General features: G+C 70.4%; 23 protein-coding genes and 4 pseudogenes. 14 read left to right on the top strand and 13 right to left on the bottom strand.

Annotated elements, in window-relative coordinates; translation table 11 throughout:
- Nucleotides 1–59: 59 nt before the first annotated feature.
- Complete coding sequence (locus tag ACWGKQ_RS14775) at nucleotides 60–299, bottom strand: hypothetical protein (protein WP_453292297.1); 240 nt, start codon at nucleotides 297–299, stop codon at nucleotides 60–62.
- 71 nt (nucleotides 300–370) lie between these two features.
- Nucleotides 371–760 carry a hypothetical protein gene (locus ACWGKQ_RS14770; RefSeq protein ID WP_453292296.1) on the bottom strand — a complete coding sequence of 130 codons (390 nt, stop codon included), beginning with the start codon at nucleotides 758–760 and terminating at the stop codon, nucleotides 371–373.
- A gap of 73 nt (nucleotides 761–833) precedes the next feature.
- Between ACWGKQ_RS14770 and ACWGKQ_RS14765 the strand changes: the two are divergent.
- Nucleotides 834–932: pseudogene (locus ACWGKQ_RS14765) on the top strand (IS982 family transposase); the annotation flags it as partial.
- A 219-nt stretch (nucleotides 933–1,151) separates the two neighbouring features.
- Nucleotides 1,152–1,676 (top strand): hypothetical protein, encoded by a 525-nt coding sequence (locus ACWGKQ_RS14760; protein WP_453292295.1) that lies wholly within the window; start codon nucleotides 1,152–1,154, stop codon nucleotides 1,674–1,676.
- Between the two features lie 241 nt (nucleotides 1,677–1,917).
- On the opposite strand, the gene ACWGKQ_RS14755 is transcribed toward ACWGKQ_RS14760, so the two are convergent.
- The 4 genes from ACWGKQ_RS14755 to ACWGKQ_RS14740 all read right to left on the bottom strand — a co-directional run bounded on the left by ACWGKQ_RS14755 (nucleotide 1,918) and on the right by ACWGKQ_RS14740 (nucleotide 4,524).
- On the bottom strand, nucleotides 1,918–2,427 hold the full coding sequence (locus tag ACWGKQ_RS14755; protein WP_453292294.1) for a nuclear transport factor 2 family protein: 510 nt from the start codon (nucleotides 2,425–2,427) through the stop codon (nucleotides 1,918–1,920).
- 79 nt (nucleotides 2,428–2,506) lie between these two features.
- Nucleotides 2,507–2,809 carry a hypothetical protein gene (locus ACWGKQ_RS14750; protein ID WP_453292293.1) on the bottom strand — a complete coding sequence of 101 codons (303 nt, stop codon included), beginning with the start codon at nucleotides 2,807–2,809 and terminating at the stop codon, nucleotides 2,507–2,509.
- Nucleotides 2,810–3,083: 274 nt separating this feature from the next.
- Entirely contained in the window at nucleotides 3,084–3,569 is a 486-nt protein-coding gene (locus tag ACWGKQ_RS14745; protein ID WP_453292292.1) for an alpha/beta hydrolase, read from the bottom strand.
- 205 nt (nucleotides 3,570–3,774) lie between these two features.
- Nucleotides 3,775–4,524 carry an AraC family transcriptional regulator gene (locus ACWGKQ_RS14740; protein ID WP_453292291.1) on the bottom strand — a complete coding sequence of 250 codons (750 nt, stop codon included), beginning with the start codon at nucleotides 4,522–4,524 and terminating at the stop codon, nucleotides 3,775–3,777.
- Nucleotides 4,525–4,611: 87 nt separating this feature from the next.
- Here ACWGKQ_RS14740 and ACWGKQ_RS14735 point away from each other — a divergent pair, with 87 nt between their 5' ends.
- A complete protein-coding gene (locus tag ACWGKQ_RS14735) occupies nucleotides 4,612–5,748 on the top strand; it encodes a TauD/TfdA family dioxygenase (protein WP_453292290.1) in 1,137 nt (378 codons plus the stop codon).
- Between the two features lie 90 nt (nucleotides 5,749–5,838).
- Here the strand turns inward: ACWGKQ_RS14735 and ACWGKQ_RS14730 are convergent, their stop codons facing one another.
- Nucleotides 5,839–6,816, bottom strand: a complete 978-nt coding sequence (locus tag ACWGKQ_RS14730; protein ID WP_453292289.1) for an LLM class flavin-dependent oxidoreductase — start codon at nucleotides 6,814–6,816, stop codon at nucleotides 5,839–5,841.
- Between the two features lie 86 nt (nucleotides 6,817–6,902).
- On the opposite strand from ACWGKQ_RS14730, the gene ACWGKQ_RS14725 reads away from it, so the two are divergent.
- Nucleotides 6,903–7,682, top strand: coding sequence for a helix-turn-helix domain-containing protein (locus ACWGKQ_RS14725; RefSeq protein WP_453292288.1), 780 nt, complete (start codon nucleotides 6,903–6,905; stop codon nucleotides 7,680–7,682).
- A gap of 322 nt (nucleotides 7,683–8,004) precedes the next feature.
- Here the strand turns inward: ACWGKQ_RS14725 and rpsN are convergent, their stop codons facing one another.
- Nucleotides 8,005–8,310, bottom strand: coding sequence for a 30S ribosomal protein S14 (gene rpsN, locus ACWGKQ_RS14720; RefSeq protein WP_453292287.1), 306 nt, complete (start codon nucleotides 8,308–8,310; stop codon nucleotides 8,005–8,007).
- Nucleotides 8,310–8,546 carry a 50S ribosomal protein L28 gene (gene rpmB / locus ACWGKQ_RS14715; RefSeq protein ID WP_453292286.1) on the bottom strand — a complete coding sequence of 79 codons (237 nt, stop codon included), beginning with the start codon at nucleotides 8,544–8,546 and terminating at the stop codon, nucleotides 8,310–8,312. Before rpmB ends, rpsN begins: the two co-directional genes overlap by 1 nt.
- Nucleotides 8,547–8,627: 81 nt before the next feature.
- Here rpmB and rpmG point away from each other — a divergent pair, with 81 nt between their 5' ends.
- From rpmG to ACWGKQ_RS14690, 5 genes and pseudogenes are all read left to right on the top strand, one after another.
- On the top strand, nucleotides 8,628–8,792 hold the full coding sequence (rpmG, locus tag ACWGKQ_RS14710; protein ID WP_453292285.1) for a 50S ribosomal protein L33: 165 nt from the start codon (nucleotides 8,628–8,630) through the stop codon (nucleotides 8,790–8,792).
- A 5-nt stretch (nucleotides 8,793–8,797) separates the two neighbouring features.
- Nucleotides 8,798–9,055, top strand: a complete 258-nt coding sequence (locus ACWGKQ_RS14705; protein ID WP_453292284.1) for a type B 50S ribosomal protein L31 — start codon at nucleotides 8,798–8,800, stop codon at nucleotides 9,053–9,055.
- Between the two features lie 29 nt (nucleotides 9,056–9,084).
- Nucleotides 9,085–10,218, top strand: coding sequence for a CobW family GTP-binding protein (locus tag ACWGKQ_RS14700; RefSeq protein ID WP_453292356.1), 1,134 nt, complete (start codon nucleotides 9,085–9,087; stop codon nucleotides 10,216–10,218).
- A 20-nt stretch (nucleotides 10,219–10,238) separates the two neighbouring features.
- A pseudogene (rpsR, locus tag ACWGKQ_RS14695) lies at nucleotides 10,239–10,478 on the top strand (30S ribosomal protein S18); the annotation flags it as partial.
- A gap of 74 nt (nucleotides 10,479–10,552) precedes the next feature.
- Nucleotides 10,553–10,678: pseudogene (locus tag ACWGKQ_RS14690) on the top strand (cation transporter); the annotation flags it as partial.
- Nucleotides 10,679–10,734: 56 nt separating this feature from the next.
- Here ACWGKQ_RS14690 and ACWGKQ_RS14685 read toward each other — a convergent pair.
- The gene (locus ACWGKQ_RS14685; RefSeq protein WP_453292283.1) at nucleotides 10,735–11,958 is read right to left on the bottom strand and encodes a glycosyltransferase; all 1,224 of its coding nucleotides are present in this window, start codon (nucleotides 11,956–11,958) and stop codon (nucleotides 10,735–10,737) included.
- Nucleotides 11,959–12,329: 371 nt separating this feature from the next.
- Between ACWGKQ_RS14685 and ACWGKQ_RS14680 the strand changes: the two genes are divergently transcribed.
- Nucleotides 12,330–14,300, top strand: coding sequence for a potassium transporter Kup (locus tag ACWGKQ_RS14680; protein WP_453292282.1), 1,971 nt, complete (start codon nucleotides 12,330–12,332; stop codon nucleotides 14,298–14,300).
- Here ACWGKQ_RS14680 and ACWGKQ_RS14675 read toward each other — a convergent pair.
- A pseudogene (locus ACWGKQ_RS14675) lies at nucleotides 14,293–14,368 on the bottom strand (MarR family transcriptional regulator); the annotation flags it as partial. The gene ACWGKQ_RS14680 and the pseudogene ACWGKQ_RS14675 sit on opposite strands and share 8 nt — an antisense overlap.
- A gap of 232 nt (nucleotides 14,369–14,600) precedes the next feature.
- Between ACWGKQ_RS14675 and ACWGKQ_RS14670 the strand changes: the two are divergent.
- Both ACWGKQ_RS14670 and ACWGKQ_RS14665 read left to right on the top strand, forming a co-directional pair.
- On the top strand, nucleotides 14,601–15,266 hold the full coding sequence (locus tag ACWGKQ_RS14670; RefSeq protein ID WP_453292281.1) for a DUF4097 family beta strand repeat-containing protein: 666 nt from the start codon (nucleotides 14,601–14,603) through the stop codon (nucleotides 15,264–15,266).
- A gap of 68 nt (nucleotides 15,267–15,334) precedes the next feature.
- Nucleotides 15,335–16,153, top strand: a complete 819-nt coding sequence (locus ACWGKQ_RS14665; RefSeq protein ID WP_453292280.1) for an alpha/beta fold hydrolase — start codon at nucleotides 15,335–15,337, stop codon at nucleotides 16,151–16,153.
- Between the two features lie 432 nt (nucleotides 16,154–16,585).
- Here the strand turns inward: ACWGKQ_RS14665 and ACWGKQ_RS14660 are convergent, their stop codons facing one another.
- The gene (locus tag ACWGKQ_RS14660; protein ID WP_453292279.1) at nucleotides 16,586–18,130 is read right to left on the bottom strand and encodes a Na+/H+ antiporter; all 1,545 of its coding nucleotides are present in this window, start codon (nucleotides 18,128–18,130) and stop codon (nucleotides 16,586–16,588) included.
- A 236-nt stretch (nucleotides 18,131–18,366) separates the two neighbouring features.
- On the opposite strand from ACWGKQ_RS14660, the gene ACWGKQ_RS14655 reads away from it, so the two are divergent.
- Together ACWGKQ_RS14655 and ACWGKQ_RS14650 are read left to right on the top strand one after the other, a co-directional pair.
- Complete coding sequence (locus tag ACWGKQ_RS14655) at nucleotides 18,367–20,862, top strand: ATP-binding protein (RefSeq protein WP_453292278.1); 2,496 nt, start codon at nucleotides 18,367–18,369, stop codon at nucleotides 20,860–20,862.
- On the top strand, nucleotides 20,862–21,647 hold the full coding sequence (locus tag ACWGKQ_RS14650) for a DUF4118 domain-containing protein (RefSeq protein WP_453292277.1): 786 nt from the start codon (nucleotides 20,862–20,864) through the stop codon (nucleotides 21,645–21,647). The genes ACWGKQ_RS14655 and ACWGKQ_RS14650 overlap by 1 nt, the downstream gene beginning before the upstream one ends.
- A gap of 39 nt (nucleotides 21,648–21,686) precedes the next feature.
- Here the strand turns inward: ACWGKQ_RS14650 and ACWGKQ_RS14645 are convergent, their stop codons facing one another.
- Entirely contained in the window at nucleotides 21,687–22,256 is a 570-nt protein-coding gene (locus tag ACWGKQ_RS14645; RefSeq protein WP_453292276.1) for a hypothetical protein, read from the bottom strand.
- Nucleotides 22,257–22,347 lie beyond the last annotated feature (91 nt).

Raw genomic sequence — 22,347 nt, 5'->3', positions numbered from 1 at the left:
TGCTGATCGGCCCGCCTGCCTTGCCCGTTGCCGCTGCTCGCCCGGTATCGCTGACCGCCTCAGCCGGCCGCGACGTACAAGTCGGGCGACTGACGGGGGTACTGGTGGCCTTCGAGGAGGGAGAAGAGGCGGTCGCGCAAGGCTCGCGTACGGACGAAGAGCACGACCGGATCTGACGTGAGATAGTCCGACGCGAGTGTCCGCGTCTCGGCCATGAGCTGCTCAAGTGCGATGTCGCCGACGTTCGAAGCTTCGGCCCATTGGGCCCAGGTCGCCGACTCGTCGGCAGCGAGCCGCACTGGATGATCAATTCCAAGGGATGCCTGCGGAGGGTGTGGGGTGGGCGGCGGCCGAAGCCACCGCGAGACGGTCAGGTGTCAGGGTCGACTTCGGGGTGCGTGAACCGCACGGGCTTGCCCAGCGACCGGGCGTAGGCGATTTCGGCTCGGGTGCTGTCTCCGATGTAGTCGCCGACTACGAGCACCTCATCAGCGAGCCGGATCTTCGCCCGGTGCAGATCGTCGAGTCGAACCTTCAGCGCCGCGGCCTCGACAGGATCGGACCGAAGTTCGTGCGGCGACTTCATGTCACAGCCCGGTTTGACGACAATCTTTCCGGCTTTGGTCTGCCGCAGATCGGCCTCGTTCATCTCGGTCATGAAGCGGGTGGAGCCGCAGATCACGACGATACGCGGGAGGCTCAACAGCTTCTTCGCGGCGGCGAGCTTCTCCTCGGGGGTGAGCGGTTGCGGGTATGACACTGGTTCCTCCTGGTGGTGTGGTCCAAGGGGTGCCTGCGGAGACGACAACGAGGGTGTCCGAGATCGTTTTAACCTGGCGCCGCGGCGCCCGCCGGTCGGCATTGCGCCCCGCCTGAGCGATGCCGAACTGGTCACCCTCGCCACGGTGCAGGCCATACTCGGCTGCACCTCCGGGTTGCCTGCATTGTCCTTCAGGGCCTGAGCCGCATCGACGACCGGTGCTTCGGTCCGCTGAGCCGCGCTGTTGATGATCACGAAGTGCGGCGAGGCAAGCGTCGGAAACGTTGCTCTTACGGGAAGTTCACCGACCGGTATCTACTCGCGTAGCGACTGGTGCGCTGTCATGTACACATCCCCGGCGCCCGGTCGGGCCAGCACCAGGAGCTTCTTCATGCGCGCCCTTCCCCGCACTCTCGCCACCACCTGTTCCGCCCTCGCTCTCGCCGCCGCGGGCCTTGCCGCCGGCACCGGCACCGCCCACGCCGCAACCTGCTCCCAGTCCTATCTGCCGCTGCCCGACCCCAAGTGCACGCCCGGTGCCTACTACTCGGCCGTGACGCAGTCCACGATAGGGTCCACGATCTGCGTGTCCGGATGGACCGCGACCGTCCGCCCGCCCACCTCCTACACCAACCCGCTGAAGGTCCAGGGCATCATCGACTACGGGTACACCGACACCAGCACCGCCGACTACGAGGAAGACCACCTGGTCCCCCTCGAACTCGGCGGTTCCCCGACGGCGACGACCAATCTGTGGCCGGAGCCGTATTCCGGCACGAAGACCGCCACCACCAAGGACGGGGTCGAAACGAAGCTGAAGAACGCGGTCTGCGCGGGCACGATCACGCTGGCCTCGGCCCGCAGCGCCATCAAGACCAACTGGACCACCGCGCTGGCAGTCACCGGCATCGGCTGACCCCTACAGGGGAGATGGGGGCCCGGCGGCACTCATCTCCCCGTGGTGGCGCTCCCGTTCCAGGGTGCGCCACCAAGCGGAAGGCGACCGGTCCGGCCCGCATCGGGACATCAGAGGCATTCGGCAGCCAGGCGCCCACTGCGCCCCGTACTTCCACGAGCGGCGCCCTACGGCCTGTGTCCGTCCGGGTCCCGTGCTGTTCGGGCTGAACCCGTAACGGTGTGCCGCCGACGAACGCCTACTACTGGTGCGGCTCATCTGCATCGCCGGCATCGGCCCGGACTGGTTCGTCGACATGGACGGGTCCGTCGCTCGGTGCCAAAGGCGCAAGGTCGAAGGGACGTACTGCCCGGCGCCGCGCTATGCGCCAGATCCCTCCCTCGCGCCGGTACTCGTCCTCGTAGGTACCTCCTCCGGCAATCCAGCGGTGGTCGCGGAGCTGGGCCAGGACCACGACATCCGATCGACCGGTCGCGGCTGCGCCGTCGATTTCCACCGTGTGGTTGGCAGTGGCATGCTGCATGATCGGGAAGGCCTGCCACTGCTGCTCGACCGCCGCACGGATGGCTTCGATCCCCGTGAATATCTGGTCCGAGCTGGTCTCCCACACGGCGTCCGCCGTCCAAATCGCCTTCCAGCGGACTGGGTCGCGGTGGTCGGCACCCACGCAGTAGTCGTGGGCCAGCCGGTGCACTGCGAGTTCGGCCTCGACTCGGTCCAGGCGAGCGGCGAGATCTTGTAGCGTCGTCATTCCTGGGAGGCTACTGACGGTCGAGATGGCCCGCAGGGCAGCTGCCTCACCCCTGCAAGTACCGTCCCAGGGCCAGCAGTTAGCCGAAGAACACCGAGTGCGGAACCGTGGCTCCGCCGTACGCACCGCCGCTGTTGGGCGACAGAGTGTCCTGCGGGGTGCTGCAGCTCTCGTCCCGGTAGAGCGTGGCCACGGTGTCCGTGAAGTTGTCGACGACGCCACCGCCGCCCGGCATCACCAGGCACTCGTCGTCCGGCGGGTTCTCCATGACCTGCCGGAAGCCGGTGTCGGCCCGGTTGTAGGCGAAGGAGCCCGACGCGGCGTGGGCGCTGGTCGACAGTCCTGTCACCAACATGGCCGCGGAAGCGGCCACTACGGTCATCCGGGCCAGTCGTTTCCACCTGTGCATGAAAAACCCCTGTTCTGTCAGCGGGCGGTGTCTCCTTCAGATCAGCAGGCATGCCGGCACGCCCGCTGCCCCTCGGTCAGGAATGCACTCGAACGTGGCGGCGGCGCGGCGTACGCTCCGGGGGCACGCGACGCGTGAGCAACCCACCGGCAGGGGTGTGATCTTCGTAGCGGCCTGACGGGGCCGCGTCGGTCGGTCGGGGGCGGGTTCACCCCACCGGCGGACCAGGGCGTGTATCGGAAGTGGATCAAGTCGTAGTAGCGAGTTCGACGAGGAGCCGGGCTGTGCCGGCAGGATCGATGATCTGATGGAGGTGTGCGCCGGGCAGGTGTGCCACATGCCAGCCGCGTTCACGCGCCTCGGCGGCGGGGTCGTCATACGGAGGACCGAACAGCAGGTAGGAGCAGGGATGGTCATCCCGGCCGTCGGGGACCGGGATGTGCTGTTCGTAGTGGGACAGCGGCAGGGTTGGCTGCTCCTCGATGATGGTCTGCCGCACCATCGGATCAGCGAACATGGGCGCGACGTCTGCTTCGTCCCACCAATCGGTCCGGCGTGGCAGCCTGCCGTTCACAGCCATCGGGCGCAGGAACTCCAGCAACTCGGGTGACGCGACAGGGGTCGGTCCGGTCCGGGCCGGAAGCGCGGCGTCGACGAAGATCGAGCTGGCCACCGGATGGTCGAGGCCCGAGCGGATCGCCGGGAGAAACAAGCCTGCGTTGCTGTGTGCCACCAACGCGGTCTTCGGCCGCAGGGTGCCAGGTCGGGGGGCCTACGGACGGACTGTGCACGAGAACGAAGACGGGCTGCATGTGACGATCCTGTCGCCCATGCCATGGGAGGCGAGAGGCGTACGCCTATTGGGCGTACGACGTTCCCCGCCTGGCTGTCCGGTTGCCGACGCCACTTCGTGGAACCGACGTCCTGAGACACCCCTGCTAAGACGGGCGGCTGCCAGGCGTGTAGCCCATGTGCCGGCGGAAGACATCCACGAACGAACTGGTGCTGGACCAGCCGCAGCGATGGCCTGTCGCGGTGACGGAGGTGCCCTCGGCAAGGAGACGCAGGGCCAGCTCCAGGCGTACCTGTGTGCGCCATTGCGGGAAGGACATGCCGAACTCCTGGGCGAACAGACGGGACAGGGTTCGCCGGCCGACTCCGACCTCGCCGGCCACGGCGGCCAGGTCCCGATGCGCGCCGGGATCGGCGGTGACCAGTGCGCATGCCGCGGTGAGCCGGTCATCATGGGGTGCAGGCAGATGCAGCGGCGGCTGGGCGACCGGCTCCAGCTCGTCCAGCAGCACCGCGCGCAGGCGCGCCTGCCGGCGGGCCGTGCCCGCATCGGACGGGTCGAGCGAACTGTAGGAGATCAGGATCTCGCGCAGCAGGGGGCTGACCCTGAGCACGGTCGGCTGGTTCAGCCTGAGCGGGTTGGTGTGCGGGCCGAGCGCGAGAGTGTGAAAGCTGGTCGTTCCGTAGGCGCGGTGTGCGTGCCGCACCCGGGCCGGGACCCAGATCGCCCGGGCGGCCGGAGCGATCCAGGTGCCGGTGTCCGTCTCCACGGCGAGGACGCCCTGGCTCGCGTACACCACCTGATGCCCGCGATGGCGATGCGGTGCGATCGTCGTGCCACCGGGCAGGACCCGGGTCATGGTGACCGTCGGCTCGGTCTGGCCGTTTTCCGCCATGAACAGGCATCTTATCGAAAGCGGGATGCTCGGGGGCCGGCGAAGACTGAGAGCCGTCATCCGCCCACGCGACCGAGGGAGCTTCCGATGCGGCATCTGCTCAAGGACAGCCGACTGCACCTGCACGACGGCGACGGGTTCCACCACAGCTTCACCGCACTGTGGCTGCGCGAAGCATCCAAGGATCCGGCCTGGCGCGACCTGAGGACAGGACACAAGCTCGGCGACGGCGACCTGCTGCCGATGGAGCTGCGGATCACCGGTGCCACCGAGGAGGACGGCGGGTTGGTGGTGGAGTTCAGCGACGGGCACCGCACGCGTTTCAGCTATACGGACCTGCGCAGCGCTGCCGAAGATCCTCTGCTGCACGACCTGGCCGGCAGCAAGCACCTGTGGAACGTGTCCACTCTGGACGGCCTCCCCTGGCACGAGCTGGACCGCTTGCAGGCCCGGCCGGCCGAACTCCTCGCGGTGCTCAACGATGTCAGCCGTCTCGGCTTCGCCCTTGTCCGAGGCATCCCGGCGGACCTGGACGGCATGCAGGCTCTCATCGATCTGATCGGCTTCATGCGCATCACCAACAACGGTGCCATCGAGGACATCAGGGCGCTGCCGCCGGAGCAGGCCTACGACCTGAGCATGACCCCCCGCGCGCTCGAACCGCACACCGACAACCCGTACCGCATCCCCCAGCCCGGCTACGTGCTCCTGCACTGCCTCGCCAATGACGCCGACGGCGGCGAGTCCGGCATGACCGACGGGTTCTACATCGCCGAAACCCTCCGCCGCGACCACCCCGACCTGTTCCGCGCGCTGACGTCAGTGCCCGTCAACTGGCGCTACGCGGACGAACAGGCCGTCCTCGAGGACTCCAGCCCGTTCATCGAAGTGGCGGCTGACGGATCGGTCTCACACGTCCGCTTCCACGGCCGAAGCGACCTGATTCCTGCTCTGGACCCGGACCTGATCGACACGTTCTTCGAGGCCAGGCGGCTCTACTCGCGTCTCATCAGCGATGATGCCAACCAGCTCCGGTTCAAGCTCCAGCCGGGGGAGATGTTCGTCATCGACAACTTCCGGATGATCCACAGCCGCACCGCTTTCACGCTCGCCACCGGAAGCCGGCACATGCGGCAGGCCTACCTCGACCGCGATGTCGTGGCCAGCCGTCAAAAGACCCTCATGCGAGACCTCAGCAGCACACCCTGGCGCCACCGCGCCTGACCCGACCTGATCCGACTCGCAACATGGGCAGAGAGTCGCAGGTCTCGATCACTGGGCGCTGGAGGGCTCTCACCATTCCACCCCGGCCCTTCACCACGAAAACTGGCGGGCAGAGGCGTGATCAGCTGCCCCCTGGACGGCGGGGATCAGGTCTGCGAGCCGTTCGAGCTGGTCGCGCTGGGAGTGCAGGTCCAGGGCGCCGAGGCGAGCGACGATGTGCCGAGCGCCGGCGGCGGCGTAGCGCCCCAGGTGCTCGAGCACCTCGTCCGCGGAGCCGGTGACAACTGCCTGGATCTTTTCCAGCTCCTCCAGCGGCATTCCGTATGTGGCCCGCGCGTAGTCGTCCAGTGCCCGACGGCCGCTCTCGATGTCGTTGTCGATCCGTACCGAGACGAACAGTGCGGGGGTGATGTCCTCGGCCGCACGTCCGGCGTCGGTCGCCGCTTCGTGGACGTCGCGGAGGCCGGATGCGTAGTCGGCGGGGTCAGGCGGGTAGGGCAGCCATCCGTCGTACAGCCGGCCGGTGCGGGCCAGCGCTGCGGGTGTCGCGCCGCCGAGCCAGATGGGTGGGCCGCCGGCTCGGGACGGCCTGGTCGCGGGCGGGATGTCATCGAACCGGAGGATCTCGCCGTGGAAGGCGTCGGCGCCGTCCCACAGGGCCCGCCACAGCGTGACGGTCTCGTCCAGGCGGGCGAAGCGCCTTTCCCACGGCAGCTCGGACAGCGTGTAGAGGGGCCGCCCGAATCGGCCGGGGAAGCCGGCGCCGACGGTCACGGTGAGTCGGCCACCGGACAGCAGGTCGATCGAGGCAAGTGACTGCGCGGCCTGGACCGGCCGGCGGAGGAACGGCATCAGTGCAGCTGTGCCCAGCGTCACGGTCTCGGTCACCGGGGCGAGTGCGGCCAGCATCGTGAGCGCCTCGATGCGCGGGCTGATCAGGGAATCGTTGGCGAAGAGCGAGGAGAAGCCCGAGCGTTCGGCGTACCGGCCGAAGGCAATCAGCTCGCGCGGGTCGCCGGCAGTGCCCCACTGGGCAGTTCCGGTCGGAAGTAGTACACCGATGTCCATGCCGGCAATGTTCACGACCCCTACGAGTGGCGACAATTCCCTGTGGGGAATGGCCTGGGACGCTCCGCCGCCGTTACAACAGGCCCGTGGACTTTCCTCGTACGCTTCGTGAACGTCGTACCCGCCGTCATGTCAGCCAGCTCGACCTGGCGCTGCGAGCGGGCACCACCCAGCGCTACCTCAGCTTCATCGAATCCGGCAGGTCTGTCCCGGGCCGGAACATGGTCGTGCGCCTGGCCGAGTCGCTGGAGCTGCCGCTGCGGGAGCGCAACGAGCTGCTGCTGGCCGCCGGGTACGCGCCCGCCTACCCGGAGAGCTCACTGGACGATCCGGTGCTGGCCCCCGTGCGCACGGCGATCGACCACATCCTCCGCGGGCATCTGCCGTATCCGGCGCTGGTCGTGGACCGGGGCGGTGACCTGATCGCCGCGAACACGGCATTCGACCTGATCACCGAGGGTGTGGCCGCCGAGCTGGTGGGTCCGGGCACGAACATCTACCGCCTTGCGCTGCATCCCGACGGCCTGGCCCCCCGTATCCTCAACCTCGCCGAGTGGGCGCGCCACATCCTGGTGCGCCTCGGCCACCTGGAGGAGTTGCGCGCGGAGCTCACCGGGTACGTTCCCGAGCTGGAGCCGTCCGCCGGTCAACTCGGTTTCGCGGTGCCGCTCCGCCTGCGGTCCTCGTACGGTGAGCTGCGCCTGATGACGACCGTGACGACCTTCGCCACCGCTGTCGATGTGACGCTTGCCGAGCTGAAGCTGGAGGCGTTCCTGCCGGCCGACCCGGCGACGGCCGAGGCGCTCTCGGCAGCCGCCGGGGCAATGGCCTGCGCTGCCGCCGGCCAGGAGCCCGGGAACAGGTAACTCGATCATCTTCGTCTCCTGGCCCGGGCAGGTCCATTCGGACCAGATCCTGCGGGGCGCGGTGGAGCCGGCCTTCGGGAAGCCGGTGGCCCGGCTGCGGCGCGGGGGCGCCGACGCGTCCGGCCGGGGGACGACCGTGGAAGCTGTCGCTGAGGCCGAGTACCACCGGCGCGTCACGGAAGCCGGCCTCCGGAACGCCGAACAGTCGTGAACACCGCGATGTCCGTCACGGCGGTGCGGGCGGCACCCGCCGAGCGCCTCGTGGCCTGCCAAGGACCGGCCGCAACATGCGCACCACCGGTGTGGGCCGCTGCGGCAAGCGTCACCAACTGCTCTTGGTCACGCCGGGGAGCTCGCCCGCGTGGGCCATCTCGCGTACGCGGATGCGGGACAGGCCGAAGGCGCGCAGGTGGCCGCGGGGGCGTCCGTCCACGGCGTCGCGGTTGCGCAGGCGGGTGGCGCCGGCGTCGCGGGGCTGACGGCGCAGCTCCCGCTGGGCGGTGGCGCGCTCGTCGTCGGATGTCCAGGGGGACGAGATGATCGCCTTCAGGGCGGCGCGGCGAGCGGCATGACGCGCCACGACAAGGCGCCGCTGTTCGTTCTTCGCGATCTTGCTCTTCTTCGCCATCAGACCTTCCCTCCCCGGGCCCGGATGCGGGCCACCGCGGCCTCGATGCCGATCGTGTCGACCGTCTTGATGCCCTTGGCGGAGAGCGTGAGCCGGACGTGGCGGCCTTCGCCGGTCAGCCAGTAGCGCTTGCTCTGGGTGTTGGGGTCGAAGCGGCGCTTGCTGCGCCGGTGGGAGTGGGAGATGCGGTGGCCGAAGTCAGGCTGCCGGCCGGTGAGTTGGCAGTGGGCGGACACGGGTTCCTCCTTGGGAGCGGATGCAGCAGCACCCTAGCAGCTTGATGAAAATGAAAACCAATCTCTTGTATGGTGCTCTCCATGGCCCGTAACGAACTGCGCCCGATCATCAGGCTGAGGTCCACCGCCGGCACCGGCTACACCTACGTGACCCGCAAGAACCGCCGTAACGACCCCGACCGGCTGACGCTGCGCAAATACGACCCCGCCGTCGGCCGGCACGTCGACTTCCGTGAGGAGCGCTGACCGCCGTGAAATCCGGAATCCACCCCGAGTACCGACCCGTCGTCTTCCGCGACCGCGCCGCCGACTTCGCCTTCCTCACCCGGTCCACAGCCACGAGCGACAGGACCGTCGAGTGGGAGGACGGCAACACCTACCCGGTCATCGATGTCGAGATCTCCTCGGCGAGCCACCCCTTCTACACCGGCACGCAGCGGGTCCTGGACACCGCGGGCCGCGTCGAGCGCTTCGAGCGGCGATACGGGCGCGGACGGAGCGAGGGGTGAGCGTGGACGGGGTGCGGCTGCCGGTCGCGATGGTCGCCGGGTTGCATGCGGACGCCCGTGGGGCCGCCGTCGAGGAGATCCTTCGGACGGTACCCGGCTTGGTCGCCCTGCACCACGACCTGACGTCCGCCGTAGACCGTGCGGTGCACCGCACGGTACGTGACGTCGACGGCCTGCTGGGCAGCGGCGAGGCACCCCTGGTGAACGACTGCGCGTGCTGCGCGCTGCGCGAGGACCTCGTCCCCGAACTGCTGCGGCTCGCGGCGGAGGGCAGGCACCGGATGGCCGTCGTGGAGCTCTGGGACTCCGTCGAACCTCAGGCCATGGCAGGAGTCATCGCCGCCGCGGGCGCACCGCTGGCGCTGACCGGGGTCGCCACCGCTGTCGACCCGGCACTCGTCCTGCCGTACCTGTCGAGCGGCGACGACCTGGCCGACGTCGGCCTCGCCGCCGCCCCGAGCGACCAGCGCACCGTCGCCGACACCTTCGCCCGCCAACTCGAATACCCCACGTTGATCGCTCTCGCCCAGGACGGTTCCTACGGGGAGGCCGCCGAGGACATCGGCCACGCGCTGCTCGCCCAGCTCACACCAGCCGCACGAAAGGTACGCCTGGCGAGTGGCGCCCTGGGGCCTGCTCTGCCGGCCGGCTTCCACGTGGCAGCGGCCGCCGCTCGCATGCACCCGGCCTGTGCACTGCTGCCGCAGGAGTGCGACGAGCGCGGCGTGAGCACCTTCGTCTGGCGGCGCGAACGGCCCTTCCACCCGCAGCGCCTGTACTCGGCGTTGGAGGACCTGACGTGCGCGGCCGCCCGTAGTCGTGGGCGGTTCTGGCTGGCGGACCGCCCCGACACCCTGCTGTCCTGGGACGCTGCCGGCGGTGCGCTGTGCGTGGAGTCGGCCGGCCCTTGGCTGGCCGTCCTGCCCGATGCCGCCTGGGAGATGGTGCCCGCGGAGCGTCGTAACGCCGCGTCCGTGGACTGGCATCCCGAACACGGTGACCGCTGCCAGTACCTCACCTTCACCTCGCCCGGCCTGGACCGAGACGGTCTGTCGGCCCTGCTCGACTCCTGCCTGCTCACCGAGGACGAGTACACGGCGGGCCAGGACCGGTGGAAACAACTCCCGCACGCTTTCGACGACTTGCTCGACCCCGTGACCTGAAAGAGAGGACCGACCGCACCATGCCCCGAGGCACACGCATCCGGCGGGAGCCCGTCCAGCGCCGGCGCACCAACCCACTGGACGCCGCCGGCATCACATACATCGACTACAAGGACACCGATCTGCTGAGGAGGTTCATTTCCGACCGCGGAAAGATCCGCAGCCGTCGGGTGACCCACGTGACGCGTCAGCAGCAGCGGCAGATAGCACAGGCCATCAAGAACGCACGGGAGATGGCGCTGCTTCCCTACGGGCCCCGACAGTGCGGTGATCGTCTGTCGGAGCCAGCCCTGTCGGGGCGGCGACCGAGAAGGGGTGCTGCTGACCACGCGCAGTGACATCCCTGTTTATCGGCCCCGACCCGGCCAGACGCGGCGTCCTTGCCGAGCGGATACGGCTGCTGGTCGCCGCGACCATCACCTACAACGTCGTCGAGGCGGTCGTCGCCCTCACGGCCGGCGTCGGCGCGATGGCCCTGCGCGGGCCGCCTTCCGGCTCGGCGATCCCGTGGGGCGGTCACGCCGGCACGGACGGCCTGCCCTGGCTGACGGTGTCGAGCAGTAGCTTCGCGGCCACGGCCGGTCCGTCGGTACGGATGCCGTGGGCCACGGCCCTCGCCCGTGCGAGGGTCCCGGGGGCGAGGGCCGTCCCGAGTGCGGCTGACAGGGACTCGGTGGTCGGAGCCGGCCCGTCGTGTGCCGCGCCGATTCCGAGGGCGGCGACCCGGCCGGCCCAGTAGGGCTGGTCCGCCGCCTGGGGCACCACCACCTGTGGCGCTCCTGCCCGGGCGGCCGTCGTCGTGGTGCCCGCGCCGCCGTGGTGTACGACGGCGGCCACTCTGGCGAACAATGCCTGCTGGTTGACCTCGCCGACGGCGAAACAGTCGTCCCGGTCGTCGATCAGGGCCAGTTCGGCCCAGCCGCGGCCGACGAGTGCGCGGCGGCCGTGCGCGCGGATCGCCTCGATGGACACCCTGGCGATGTCCGCCGAGACACCCCGCATGCTGCCGTAGCCGACGAACACCGGGGGTGTGCCGGCGTCCAGGAACGCCAGCAGGTCGTCCGCCAAGGGGCGTTCGTCCGGCAGGAGCCACGCCCCGGTGTGCACGACGTCGAGCTCCGGGCTCTCGCGCCACGGACCCAGGACCGGGTCCGACGCCAGCCACGCCCGGTCGGTGAAGATGAAACCGTAGACGTCGTCCACCGGCGGCAGACCGACCGAGGCCCGGTGGGCGTTGAGCGCCCCGCCGTGCAGCGCGTTGAAGGTCCGGGCGTTCAGGTCCCACAGCGCCCGGTTGTCGGTCACCTCCGGCGGGAACGACTGGCCCGGCAGCAGCGCGGGAGGCGCCTGGTGCGGAGACCGCAGCAGGAACGGGCAGAAGGTCGCGTACACGTAGGGGATACCGAGTTTCTCGGCCGCGGACCGCGAGGAGAAGTGTGCGAGCCCGGTCGCCAGGAGGACGTCGCATCCCTCGGCGGCCGCGACGACCGTGTCGAACTGTGCGGCCAGTTCGGCCACCCGGCGGGAGGCCGCCGATTCCGTCGACGGCGCCGTCATCGTGCCCATCGGCCTGCCGACCGCGACCAGTTCCACGCCGGCCCCGGCCAGCAGCCGGGCGAAGACCTCGTCCGGCGGCGCACAGACCCTCACCCGGGCACCGAGCTCCCGCAACCGCACCGCGAGCGCCACCAGCGGCTCGACATCCCCGCGCGACCCATACGTCGACAACAACACACGCACTGCCCGACTCCCGTTTTCGCAGTTCCTGGCCTCGGTCGGCGATTCTGCGGCCCGACAGGGGCCTTGCCGCAAGCCCCCCGGCGCGCTATACGTTGAGCACGGCAAGGAACGGGAATCTCCTTGCCGTTGCCTTTTGCCGTCCGCGGCGGACGAACGACCTCCCGATGAAGCGGCGGTGCGCCGCGTAGCACGGCGGGGCGGCCCCGGAGGCTCTCACCTACGCTCACCTGAAGGTCCCCCGTCATCCCGCTCTGCGGCATCGTGCCGAATCGGGAACCGGCATACGGGGTGTGCTGTCAAGGGGCATGTGACGGACCTATATCGTCCCGCACGACATGCCCGGCAGCCGGCCTGTGCCGAGGAGGATCGACATGACCAGCCATCGGCACCCGACCGGCTCGGACGAAGGACCAGCAGCGGGGTTGTCAGCGCCGCATGCTCCGGACCCGAGGGCCGCACTCCGCCTCTCGCTGGTGGTCGGGGCGCTCGGTGTGGTCTTCGGCGACATCGGGACCAGCCCGATCTACACCCTCCAGACGGTGTTCAACCCGGGCGACCCGCACCCCGTCCCGGTCAGCACGGAGAACGTGTACGGGGTGGTGTCCCTGGTGTTCTGGTCGGTGATGATCATCGTCACGGTCACCTATGTCCTGCTCGCGATGCGCGCCGACAACGACGGCGAGGGCGGCATCATGGCGCTGATCACCCTGCTGCGCCGGTGGAGCGGACAGCGCGGCGCGCGGGCCGCCGGCATCCTGGCGGCCCTGGGCATCTTCGGCGCGTCGCTGTTCTTCGGCGACAGCATGATCACCCCGGCGATCTCGGTGCTGTCCGCGGTCGAGGGCCTGAAGGTCGTCGAGCCGTCGCTGGGCGACGCGGTCGTGCCGATCACCGCGGTGATCATCGTGGTGCTGTTCCTGGTCCAGCGCAGAGGAACCGCAGCGGTGGGCCGGGTGTTCGGGCCGATCATGATCGCCTGGTTCCTGGCCATCGGCGCCTGCGGCGTCGTCGGCATCGCCGACCACCCGGAGATCCTCAAGGCGCTGTCGCCGACCTATGCGGCCGGCTTCCTGTACGGCCACTTCGGGACCGCCTTCTTCGCCCTGGCCGCGGTCGTGCTCGCGGTCACCGGCGCCGAGGCGCTCTACGCCGACATGGGTCACTTCGGGCGCCGCCCGATCACGCGCGCCTGGCTGTTCCTCGTCCTCCCGGCGTGCGTCCTCAGCTACCTCGGCCAGGGCGCGCTGATCCTCGCCGACCCGCACAACATCAGCAGCCCGTTCTTCCTGCTCGTGCCGGGCTGGGGACGGTGGCCGATGGTCCTGCTGGCCACGGCGGCCACGGTGATCGCCTCCCAGGCGGTGATCACCGGCGCGTACTCGGTGACCTCCCAGGCGGCACAGCTGGGCTACCTGCCGAGGCTGCGGATCGCGCACACCTCCGAGTCCGCCATGGGCCAGGTCTACGTTCCCTGGGTCAACTGGCTGCTGATGGTCTCGGTCCTCACCCTCGTCTTCGCGTTCCGCAGCTCCGCGGCACTCGCCTTCGCCTTCGGCATGGCGGTCACCGGCACCATCACCATCACCACCCTGCTGTTCTTCTACGTCGCCCGCGCCAAGTGGGGCACACCGCGCTGGCTGATCGGTACCGGCGCCGCGCTGCTGCTGACGGTGGACCTGCTGTTCGTCGCCGCCAACCTGACCAAGCTGGTCCACGGCGCCTGGCTGCCGCTCCTGATCGGCCTCACCGTGTTCACCGTCATGACCACCTGGCAGCGCGGCCGCGAGCTCGTCACCGCCGAACGGGCACGACGCGAGGGCCCGTTGGAGGAGTTCATCGAGGAGCTCCGAGCCAAGGAGGCGACGACGCTCCGTGTGCCCGGCACGGCCGTCTTCCTCAACCGGGGCAAGGAGACCGCGCCCCTGGCGATGCGGGCCAACCTCGAACACAACCACGTACGGCACGACCACGTCGTGATCCTGGCCATCACGACCGAGCCCATTCCGCGCGTCCCGGCCGACCGGCGGATCACCGTCGACGGCCTCGGCTATGCCGACGACGGGATCGTCCACGTCACCGCCCACTTCGGCTACATGGAGACACCTGACGTGCCCGGCGTCCTGACGGCGCTGGACCCGGCCTCGACCGAGGGGCCGTTGCAACTCGACGAGGCGTCCTACTTCCTGTCCACGATCGAGCTCCGCCGTGGAACGGCGCCCACGATGGCGCCCTGGCGCAAGCGCCTGTTCATCGCCACGTCCTACATCACCGCGGATGCCGCCGAGTACTTCGGCCTGCCTCGCGACCGGACGGTCATCATGGGCTCGCACATCGAGGTGTAGGCGAGGCCGTCGGCCGGTCCCGGCGCGATCTGCCGGCGTTCCTGCTGGGTGAGTCTGCCTCCCGGCATCGAGGTCCGCCTCGTACCCCTAGGCCATCCTTGCTCTCTGCGGCGTAGCTTTCACCTTCCATCCATTGCAACGGATCCTTGGTCGTCGTTGCATTTAGTTCGAAAGTCAATGCAACACTTTCCTGCCTCTGTACTGCGCATATGGCATTTTCATGCAATCAGCATGTTGCTGGATCGGTGAACGCAACGTAGCTTTTCGTTCATCGGAAACAGCGAGTCACAGGAGAGAACGATGCAGAAGTTCGACACCCCCGCCCCGATCTCCGCCGTCCTGGACATCCCCGCCGGGCGTATCCAGTTCATTGCCGCGGACCGCGCCGACACCACCGTCGAGGTCCTGCCCGCCAACCCCGCCAGGAACCGCGACACCAGGACCGCCGAGCAGACCACCGTCGCCTACGCCGACGGTGTCCTGCGGATCACCGCGGCGGTCTCCGGCAACCAGCTCTTCGGCCCGTCCGGATCCCTGGAGATCACCGTCAAGCTGCCCGCCGGCTCCCGCGTCGAGGCCAGGACCTCCGGCGCCGAACTCCGCGGGGTCGGACGCCTCGGTGACATCGCGTTCGAGGGCGCGTACCGCCAGATCAAGATCGATGAGGCTGCGAGCGTTCGCCTCACCGCGCTCGACGGCGATGTCGAGATCGGCCGGCTGGGCGGCCCCGCGGAGATCAGCACCGCCAGGGGCGACATCCGGATCGCCGAGGCCGTGCGCGGCGCGGTCGTGCTCCGCACCCAGGACGGCGACATCTCGGTCGGCGCGGCCGTCGGCGTCTCGGCCGCCCTGGACGCCGGCACCGACTACGGCCGCGTCAGCAACTCCCTCAAGAACGACGGCACCGCCGAACTCGAGATCCGCGCCACCACCTCCCGCGGCGACATCACCGCCCGCAGCCTCTGAGGAAGCGGCGCGGGCAAGGCCCGTACCAGCCGTACCCGACAGCTCGCACGATCAGGGGGAACAACGACATGACGAAGAACGGCACTTCCTCGCCCAGGGCGACATGGACCGGCATGGTGCGGGTCGACGACACCGCCCTGGCCGTCGCCGACACCGGCGGTACCGGCATCCCGGTGGTCTACCTCAACGGCCAGTTCGCCACGCAGGGCTACTGGCGGCGGGTCGTCGCCGAACTGGGCCCGGAGTGGCGGCACATCACCTACGACGAGCGGGCCCGCGGCAGGAAGTCGCAGCGCTCGGCGGACTACTCCTTCGAGGCCGCCGTCCGGGACGTCGACGCCGTGCTCGCGGCCAGGGGCGTGGACCGGGCGCTGGTGGTGGGCTGGTCCTACGGGGCGTTCGTCGGGGCGCACTGGGCCCACCGGAATCCGGAGCGCTGCCTGGGCGCGGTCCTGGTCGACGGCGCGGAACCGTACGACTGGCTGGACGAGGCCATGGAGCAGCGGATCCGGAAGATGTTCCGGCGCATGGGCTGGTTCCTGCCGCTGCTGCGCCCCACGGGCCTGACCCCGCGGATGGCCCCCCAGGAGATGGCGGACTGCAACATCGAGCTCGGCAGGATCTCCCGCGAACGCGAACTGGGCCCGGTGCTGGACGGCATCACCGTGCCGGTGCGCTACGTGCTTGCCTCGGGGGCGTCCCTCGGCAGCAAGGGCGACGAGCAGGAACGCATCCGCGCCAGCCTCGACCAGGTGTTTGAGCGCAACTCGAACCTCCGGCTCAGTGCCAAGGTCGACAGCAACCACGACGCGATCCTGAAGAAGGACTTCCCGGCCGTCGCCGAGGCCGTGCGCGAGGTCGCGGCCCTCGACCGAGGGGAACGCTGAAGACATGGCCAGCGGGCTGACGACCGCGTGTTCTCGCTGCCGTCGTCCGTCATCACCGTCCGGCCCGACCGCGTCCCGACCGCGCAGGGCGACCAGTCCTTCGCGCGGGACGGCCGCCGCAGCACTTCGCGGGTGACCGGGGATGCAGCAGCGCGGACAGGGTGGTCAGCGCGGCTCCCACGGACACCACGAAGAGCACGGGGTTCCCGACCGGGGCCCTCGGGTGCAGTTTGCGCAGTGCCTCGGGGAGGGAGCTGACGAGCTGGGCGCCTTGGCGTCGTGCAGTGGCTCGGGGCCCTGCAGACGGGGCACGACGTCGGCCCGGATGCGCCCCGCCTCGACCTCTTCCTCGACGTGCTCCTACGCGGGCTACCGGCGCAGGAACCCGGTTCGTAGCACCCACAGACGAAACACGACCCCACCCGCGGAGCGCTACGCATCCGCCAACCGCGCCTCCTCCAGATCCAGCCCCCGCTGTAGCCGCCGTCGGGTCGTGTCGCTGATGGTGTGATCGTCGTAGAGGCGCTGGAGTGCCTCGGTCTCGACGACGATCAGGTCCCGGCGGAGCTGGCGGTAGACCTGGTCGGCGGACTCGGTGCCCACGTCGGCGTCGTCCAGGCGGGCCGCCAGGCCGCGGCGGAGCCGGTCGAGGACGACGTCCGGCACGACCTCCAGCTCCGCGAGTTCCTCCAGGCGGGCGAGGCCGGCGTGGGCGAGGTGGGAACGGGCCTCGGCCTCCTCGCGTGCGGTGTGCGCGGGCTCCAGCGCGATGCCGGAGCGGCGGACGACCGGGGCGAGGGTGAAGCCCTGGACGACGAGGGTGACGACCACGACCGAGGTGGTCAGGACCAGGACCAGCGGCCGGTCGGCGAGCGGGGTCCCGTCCTTCATGACCTCCGGGATGGACAGCGCGGCGGCCAGCGGCATCACCCCGCGGGTGCCGGCCCACGTCAGCACCATCGGCACCCGCCAGTTCACCCGGCCCAGCCCGCCCTTGCGCTGCACGACCGCAGACAGGGGCGCGACCCACAGCATGCGTACGGCGACGACGGTGGCGGCGACGGCGAGTGCGTACAGCGGCCAGGCCCGGTCACCGTCGGCCAGGGCCCGCACCTGGGTGGGCAGGGCCAGCCCTATGAGGCTGAACACCACGCTCTCCAGCAGGAAGACGACCGTGCCGTAGACGGCGTGGAGCTGGAGGCGGATCCGGGCGGTGGTGAGCTTCTCGCCCCGGCCGCCGAGGACCACACCGGCCACCACGCAGGACGTCACTCCGGAGGTGTGCGCGACCTCCGCCAGCAGGTAGGCGGCGTACGGGGTGACCAGGGCGATCACCGTCTCCAGCACCGGGTCCTCGGTACGGCGCCGGATCAGGGTGACCACCGCGGCGACCGCGGCCCCGATCACCGTGCCGCCGCCCGCGAGCACCAGGAACTCGCCCCCCGCCGCACCCCAGTTCGCGGCGGCGGACGCCACGGCGACGCCGGCCGCCACCCGCACCAGCACCAGCGAGGTCGCGTCGTTGAACAGGCTCTCCGCCTGCACCAGCACCTGCACCCGGGGCGGCAGGGCGAGCCGTCGGCCGAGCGCGGTGACCGCCACCGGGTCGGTGCTGGCCAGGATCGCGCCCAGCACGAACGCCATCTGCCAGGACAGGGGAGTGACCAGCGCGGCCACGGCCGCCACGGCCGCCGCGGAGGCCAGCACCAGGCCGATGGCGAGTATCCCGACCGGCTTCCACACCGCGCGCAGCTCCCGCCAGGGCATGTCCTCCGCGCTCGCGTACAGCAGGGGCGGCAGCACCACCAGCCCGATGATCTCGGGGCTGATCTCGATCCGCGGGGTGCCGGGCAGCAGCGCCACCGCCAGACCTGCGACGACCAGCAGGGAGGGGGCGGGGATGCGCCACCGGCGTGCGAAGGTGGCGACCACCGTGGCGAGGACCACGAGGGCCAGAACCGTACCGACGCTGCGCATGCCGTCCCCCTGGGGCTTTCGGAGAGCCACGTGGCTCCCCGGCCGACCAGACTTCCCGGCACACCGGCCGTCATCCTATCGGGCGCAGGTTACGTCAAGACGGTGTCAAGGTCCCCGGGCCCCGCGACAAGGAACCGCTAACAACCCCGCCGACGGCCTCGCGAAGCGGCTTCCTTGGGAGGAGAAACCCTTGTGCGCAGGAGAGTTGCACCAGTGAGCGGAGCGCGTCGGCGGCGATGAGTGACGTACGGCCCGGACAACTGAAGGTCTACCTCGGGGCGGCTCCGGGGGTCGGCAAGACCTACCGGATGCTCGACGAGGGGCGGCGCCGTGCCGCGCGCGGGGCGGATGTGGTGGTGGGGTTCGCGGAGTGCCACGGGCGCCCGCGCACCGAGGCCATGCTCGACGGACTGGAGACCGTCCTCCGGGTGTCCTGCACCTACCGCGGCGGACGGTTCGAGGAGATGGACCTGGCCGCGGTCCTCGCGCGCCGTCCGCAGGTCGTGATCGTCGACGAGTTCGCCCACAGCAACATCCCCGGCGACGGCCGCAACCCCAAGCGCTGGCAGGACATCGAGACCCTGCTCGACGCCGGCATCGACGTCGTCACCGCGCTGAACATCCAGCACCTGGAGTCCCTGAACGACGTGGTCGAGAAGATCACGGGGGTGCCGCAGCACGAGAGGGTCCCGGACGAGGTCGTACGCCGCGCCCACCAGATCGAGCTGGTCGACATGCCGCCGGAGGGGCTGCGCCGCCGGATGGCGCACGGCAACATCTACGCCCCCGAGAAGGTCGACGCGGCTCTCGCCAACTACTTCCGCCCCGGCAACCTCACCGCGCTGCGGCAGCTGGCCCTGCTGTGGGTGGCCGACCGGGTCGACGAGGCGTTGCAGGAGTACCGCTCGCAGCACGGCATCGGCAGGGTGTGGGAGACCAGGGAGCGGGTGATCGTCGCGCTCACCGGCGGGCCCGAGGGCGACACCCTGATCCGGCGGGCCGCGCGCATCGCGGACCGGTCGGCGGGCGGCGACCTGCTCGCCGTGCACGTGGCCCGCAGCGACGGACTGGCCGCCGGTGTCTCGCACGCCTCGCTGGCCCGGCAGCGGCGGCTGGTAGAGGACCTCGGTGGCAGCTACCACTCGGTGGTCGGCGACGGCGTCGCCGCGACCCTGGTGGAGTTCGCCCGCGCCGAGAACGCCACCCAGCTCGTGCTGGGGACGAGCCGCCGCGGGCGGCTGGCACGGTTCCTGACCGGGCCCGGCACGGGAGAGACCGTGACCGAGCTGTCCGGCGACATCGACGTCCACCGGGTCACCCACGAGCGGGCCGGACGCGGCACCCTCCTGCCGTCCCGGCGGCGCACGCTCTCGACGGCCCGGCTGATCGCCGGCCCGGTGGCCGGGCTGGTGCTGCCGGTACTCCTCACGATTGTCCTCGCACAGCTGCGGGGCACGCTGAACCTGACCAGCGAGGCACTGCTGTTCCTGCTCGCGGTGGTCGGCGTGGCCTGCATAGGCGGGGTCACCTCCGCCGTGATCGCCTCCGTCACCGCATCCCTGCTGCTCAACTACTGGTTCATTCCACCCATCGGGCAGTTCACGCTGGACGACCCGAACGCGCTGCTGGCCCTGGCGGTCTTCGCGGTCGTGGCCGCCACCGTGGCCGCGGTCGTGGACCGGTCCCTGCGCCTGTCGCGCCGTTCCGCCCGCGCCACGGCCGAGGCGGAGACCATGTCGTCCCTGGCCGGCAGCATCGTGCGGGGCGAGACGACGATTCCGGCACTGCTGGAGCGGACCCGCGAGACCTTCGGCATGGAGTCGGCGGACCTGGTGGAGGAGCCTCCCGACGCCGCCGGAGTGACGGCCGTTCCGGCGGGCCCCGGCGCCTTCCTCGCCCTGAGCGGCCGCACGCTGTCGTCGTCCGAGCGGCGCGTGCTGGCCGCGTTCGCCGCGCATGTCGGTTCAGCCGTGGAGCGGGCCCGGCTCGCCGAGGCCGCGGCCGAGGTCGAGCCGGTGAAGGCCGCCGACCGGCTGCGTACGGCGCTGCTGCGGGCCGTCGGCCACGACCTGCGCACCCCGCTCGCCGCGGGCTGGGCGGCGGTCACCTCACTGCGCAGCCGGGACGTCGAGTTCTCCCCGGAGGACCGGGACGAACTCCTCGCCACCGCCGACGAGTCCATGGCCAAACTCAACCGTCTGGTGGAGAACCTTCTCGACCTCAGCCGCCTGGAGGCGGGCGCCCTCCCGCTGAACCTGCGTCCCACCTCTCTGGAGGAGGTCTTGCCCATGGCGCTGGCGGACGTCTCAGGCGTGGACGTGGCGGACGTGGAGGAGATCCCGCAGGTGCTCGCCGACCCGCCGCTGCTGGAACGGGTGATCGCCAACCTGGCGGGCAACGCCGACCGCCACACACCGCGCGGGAAGAAGGTGCTGGTCACCGCCAGCGCCCTGGCGGGCCGGGTGGAGCTGCGGGTCGTGGACCGGGGGCCCGGTCTGCCCGCCGACGGCCGGGAGCGGCTCTTCGAGCCCTTCCAACGGCTCGGCGACACCGACAACACCACCGGCCTCGGCCTCGGACTGGCCCTCGCACGGGGCCTGACCGAGGCCATGAACGGCACCCTCACCCCCGAGGACACTCCCGGCGGCGGTCTCACGATGGTCGTGTCGCTGCCGCGCGCCGCGCAGAGCGTGGGTGCCGAACCGACGGAGCACACCGTGGGAGGTGCGTGATGAGCACGATGACCAGCGCGTGGAAACAGCACCGGAGCAGGACCCGGACCACGCCCCGGACCTGGCCGTTGCGGGACAGGCTCGCCCTGACGGCGGGCCTCGCCGGCCCCTTCCTGGCGGCCCTCGCCCTCGTCCCGTTCCGTACCGGCCTGTCGCACACGAACGCCGCACTCGTCCTCGTCGTCGTGGTCGTCGCGGTGGCCACGCTGGGCAGCCGCACGGCGGGCGTGCTCGCGGCGCTGTCGGCGGCGGCCTGGTTCGACTTCTTCCTGACCCGGCCGTACGAGACATTCGACATCACCGCGTCCGCCGACATCGAAACGGCGGTGCTCCTGCTCGTCGTCGGCGTGATCGTGTCCCAACTGGCGGCCCGCGCCCGCCGCTTGGAGGTCATCACGGTCACGGACGCGGCCCACCTCTCCCGTATCCACCGGACGGCCGAACTGGCGCAGTCGTCGGGCTCCGCGAACACCGTGGTCGACCACGTCCGCCAGGAGCTCACCGACCTCCTCGGGCTGCGCGCGTGCCGCTTCGAGTACGGCACCCTCCTAGGGCAGCCGCCCCGGCTGCACAACGACGGCGGCGTGACGGCGGGCAGGCGCTCGTGGAACGTGGACACGGCCGGCTGGCCCGAGGGCGACATCGAGCTGCGTGCCTACGGCAACGGGCACTACCTCGGCCGCTTCATGCTCACTCCCGGCCCGGGGCCGGTACCCCCGCTCCAGGCCCGGCTCGTGGCGGTGACACTGGCCGACCAGGCCGGATCGGCGCTGGACGCGGGCTGACCGGCCGGGATGGGCTGACCGGTCGGGACGGACTGACGCTCACTCCAGGCCGGAGGCTCTGAACACGGCCTGGGCGGTCTCGTGGTCCACGCGGCGGGAGATGCGCCCCAGCACGGTCGCCCCGCACAGCAGGTGCCCGTCGGCAGCGGCCTTCCGCGCGCCTCGGTCCAGGTGCAGCCACAGCTGCGGGTTGCGCACCAGGACCTCGGGGTCGATCTCGACACGGCCGCCGAGCGCGTCCCGCAGCAGGATCCGTTGGGAGATGCCGTCCAGGCAGCGGACCGACACCAGCAGATCCGTCCGCACCCGGTGCTCACGCACCAGCCGGCGCGAAGCCAGCCAGTTCCCGCCCGCGGACACCCGGGTGGGACACAGCACGACGAACAGCAGCCCGGTGAGAGCGAACCACAGCGCGGCACGCCACAGGGTGAACCGGCCGGAACCGCAGTCGACCAGGACAAGGAGAGCGAGCAGCACGCCCGCGCAGCGGACGGTACCCCACAACTCCTGCGCCCACTCGGGGTCGTTCGTCGCGTCACCGGATGCGTCGGGCCTCTCCGCGCAGGGGTCTGGCGGCCCTCCGCGCACGTCGTCGTCACGGCGTCCCATGGTGTCGACGGTAGGGATCCGAGGAGCCCGATCAGTTCGTCTTGATGCGACCCTGACGGCCATCCAGCGGTTCCTTGCCTCCTCACCGAGG

The sequence above is a fragment of the Streptomyces sp. NPDC054770 genome (assembly GCF_053611985.1).
The sequence above is the reverse complement of the archived record's forward strand: the minus strand, read 5'-3'. Positions and strand labels throughout refer to the sequence as shown.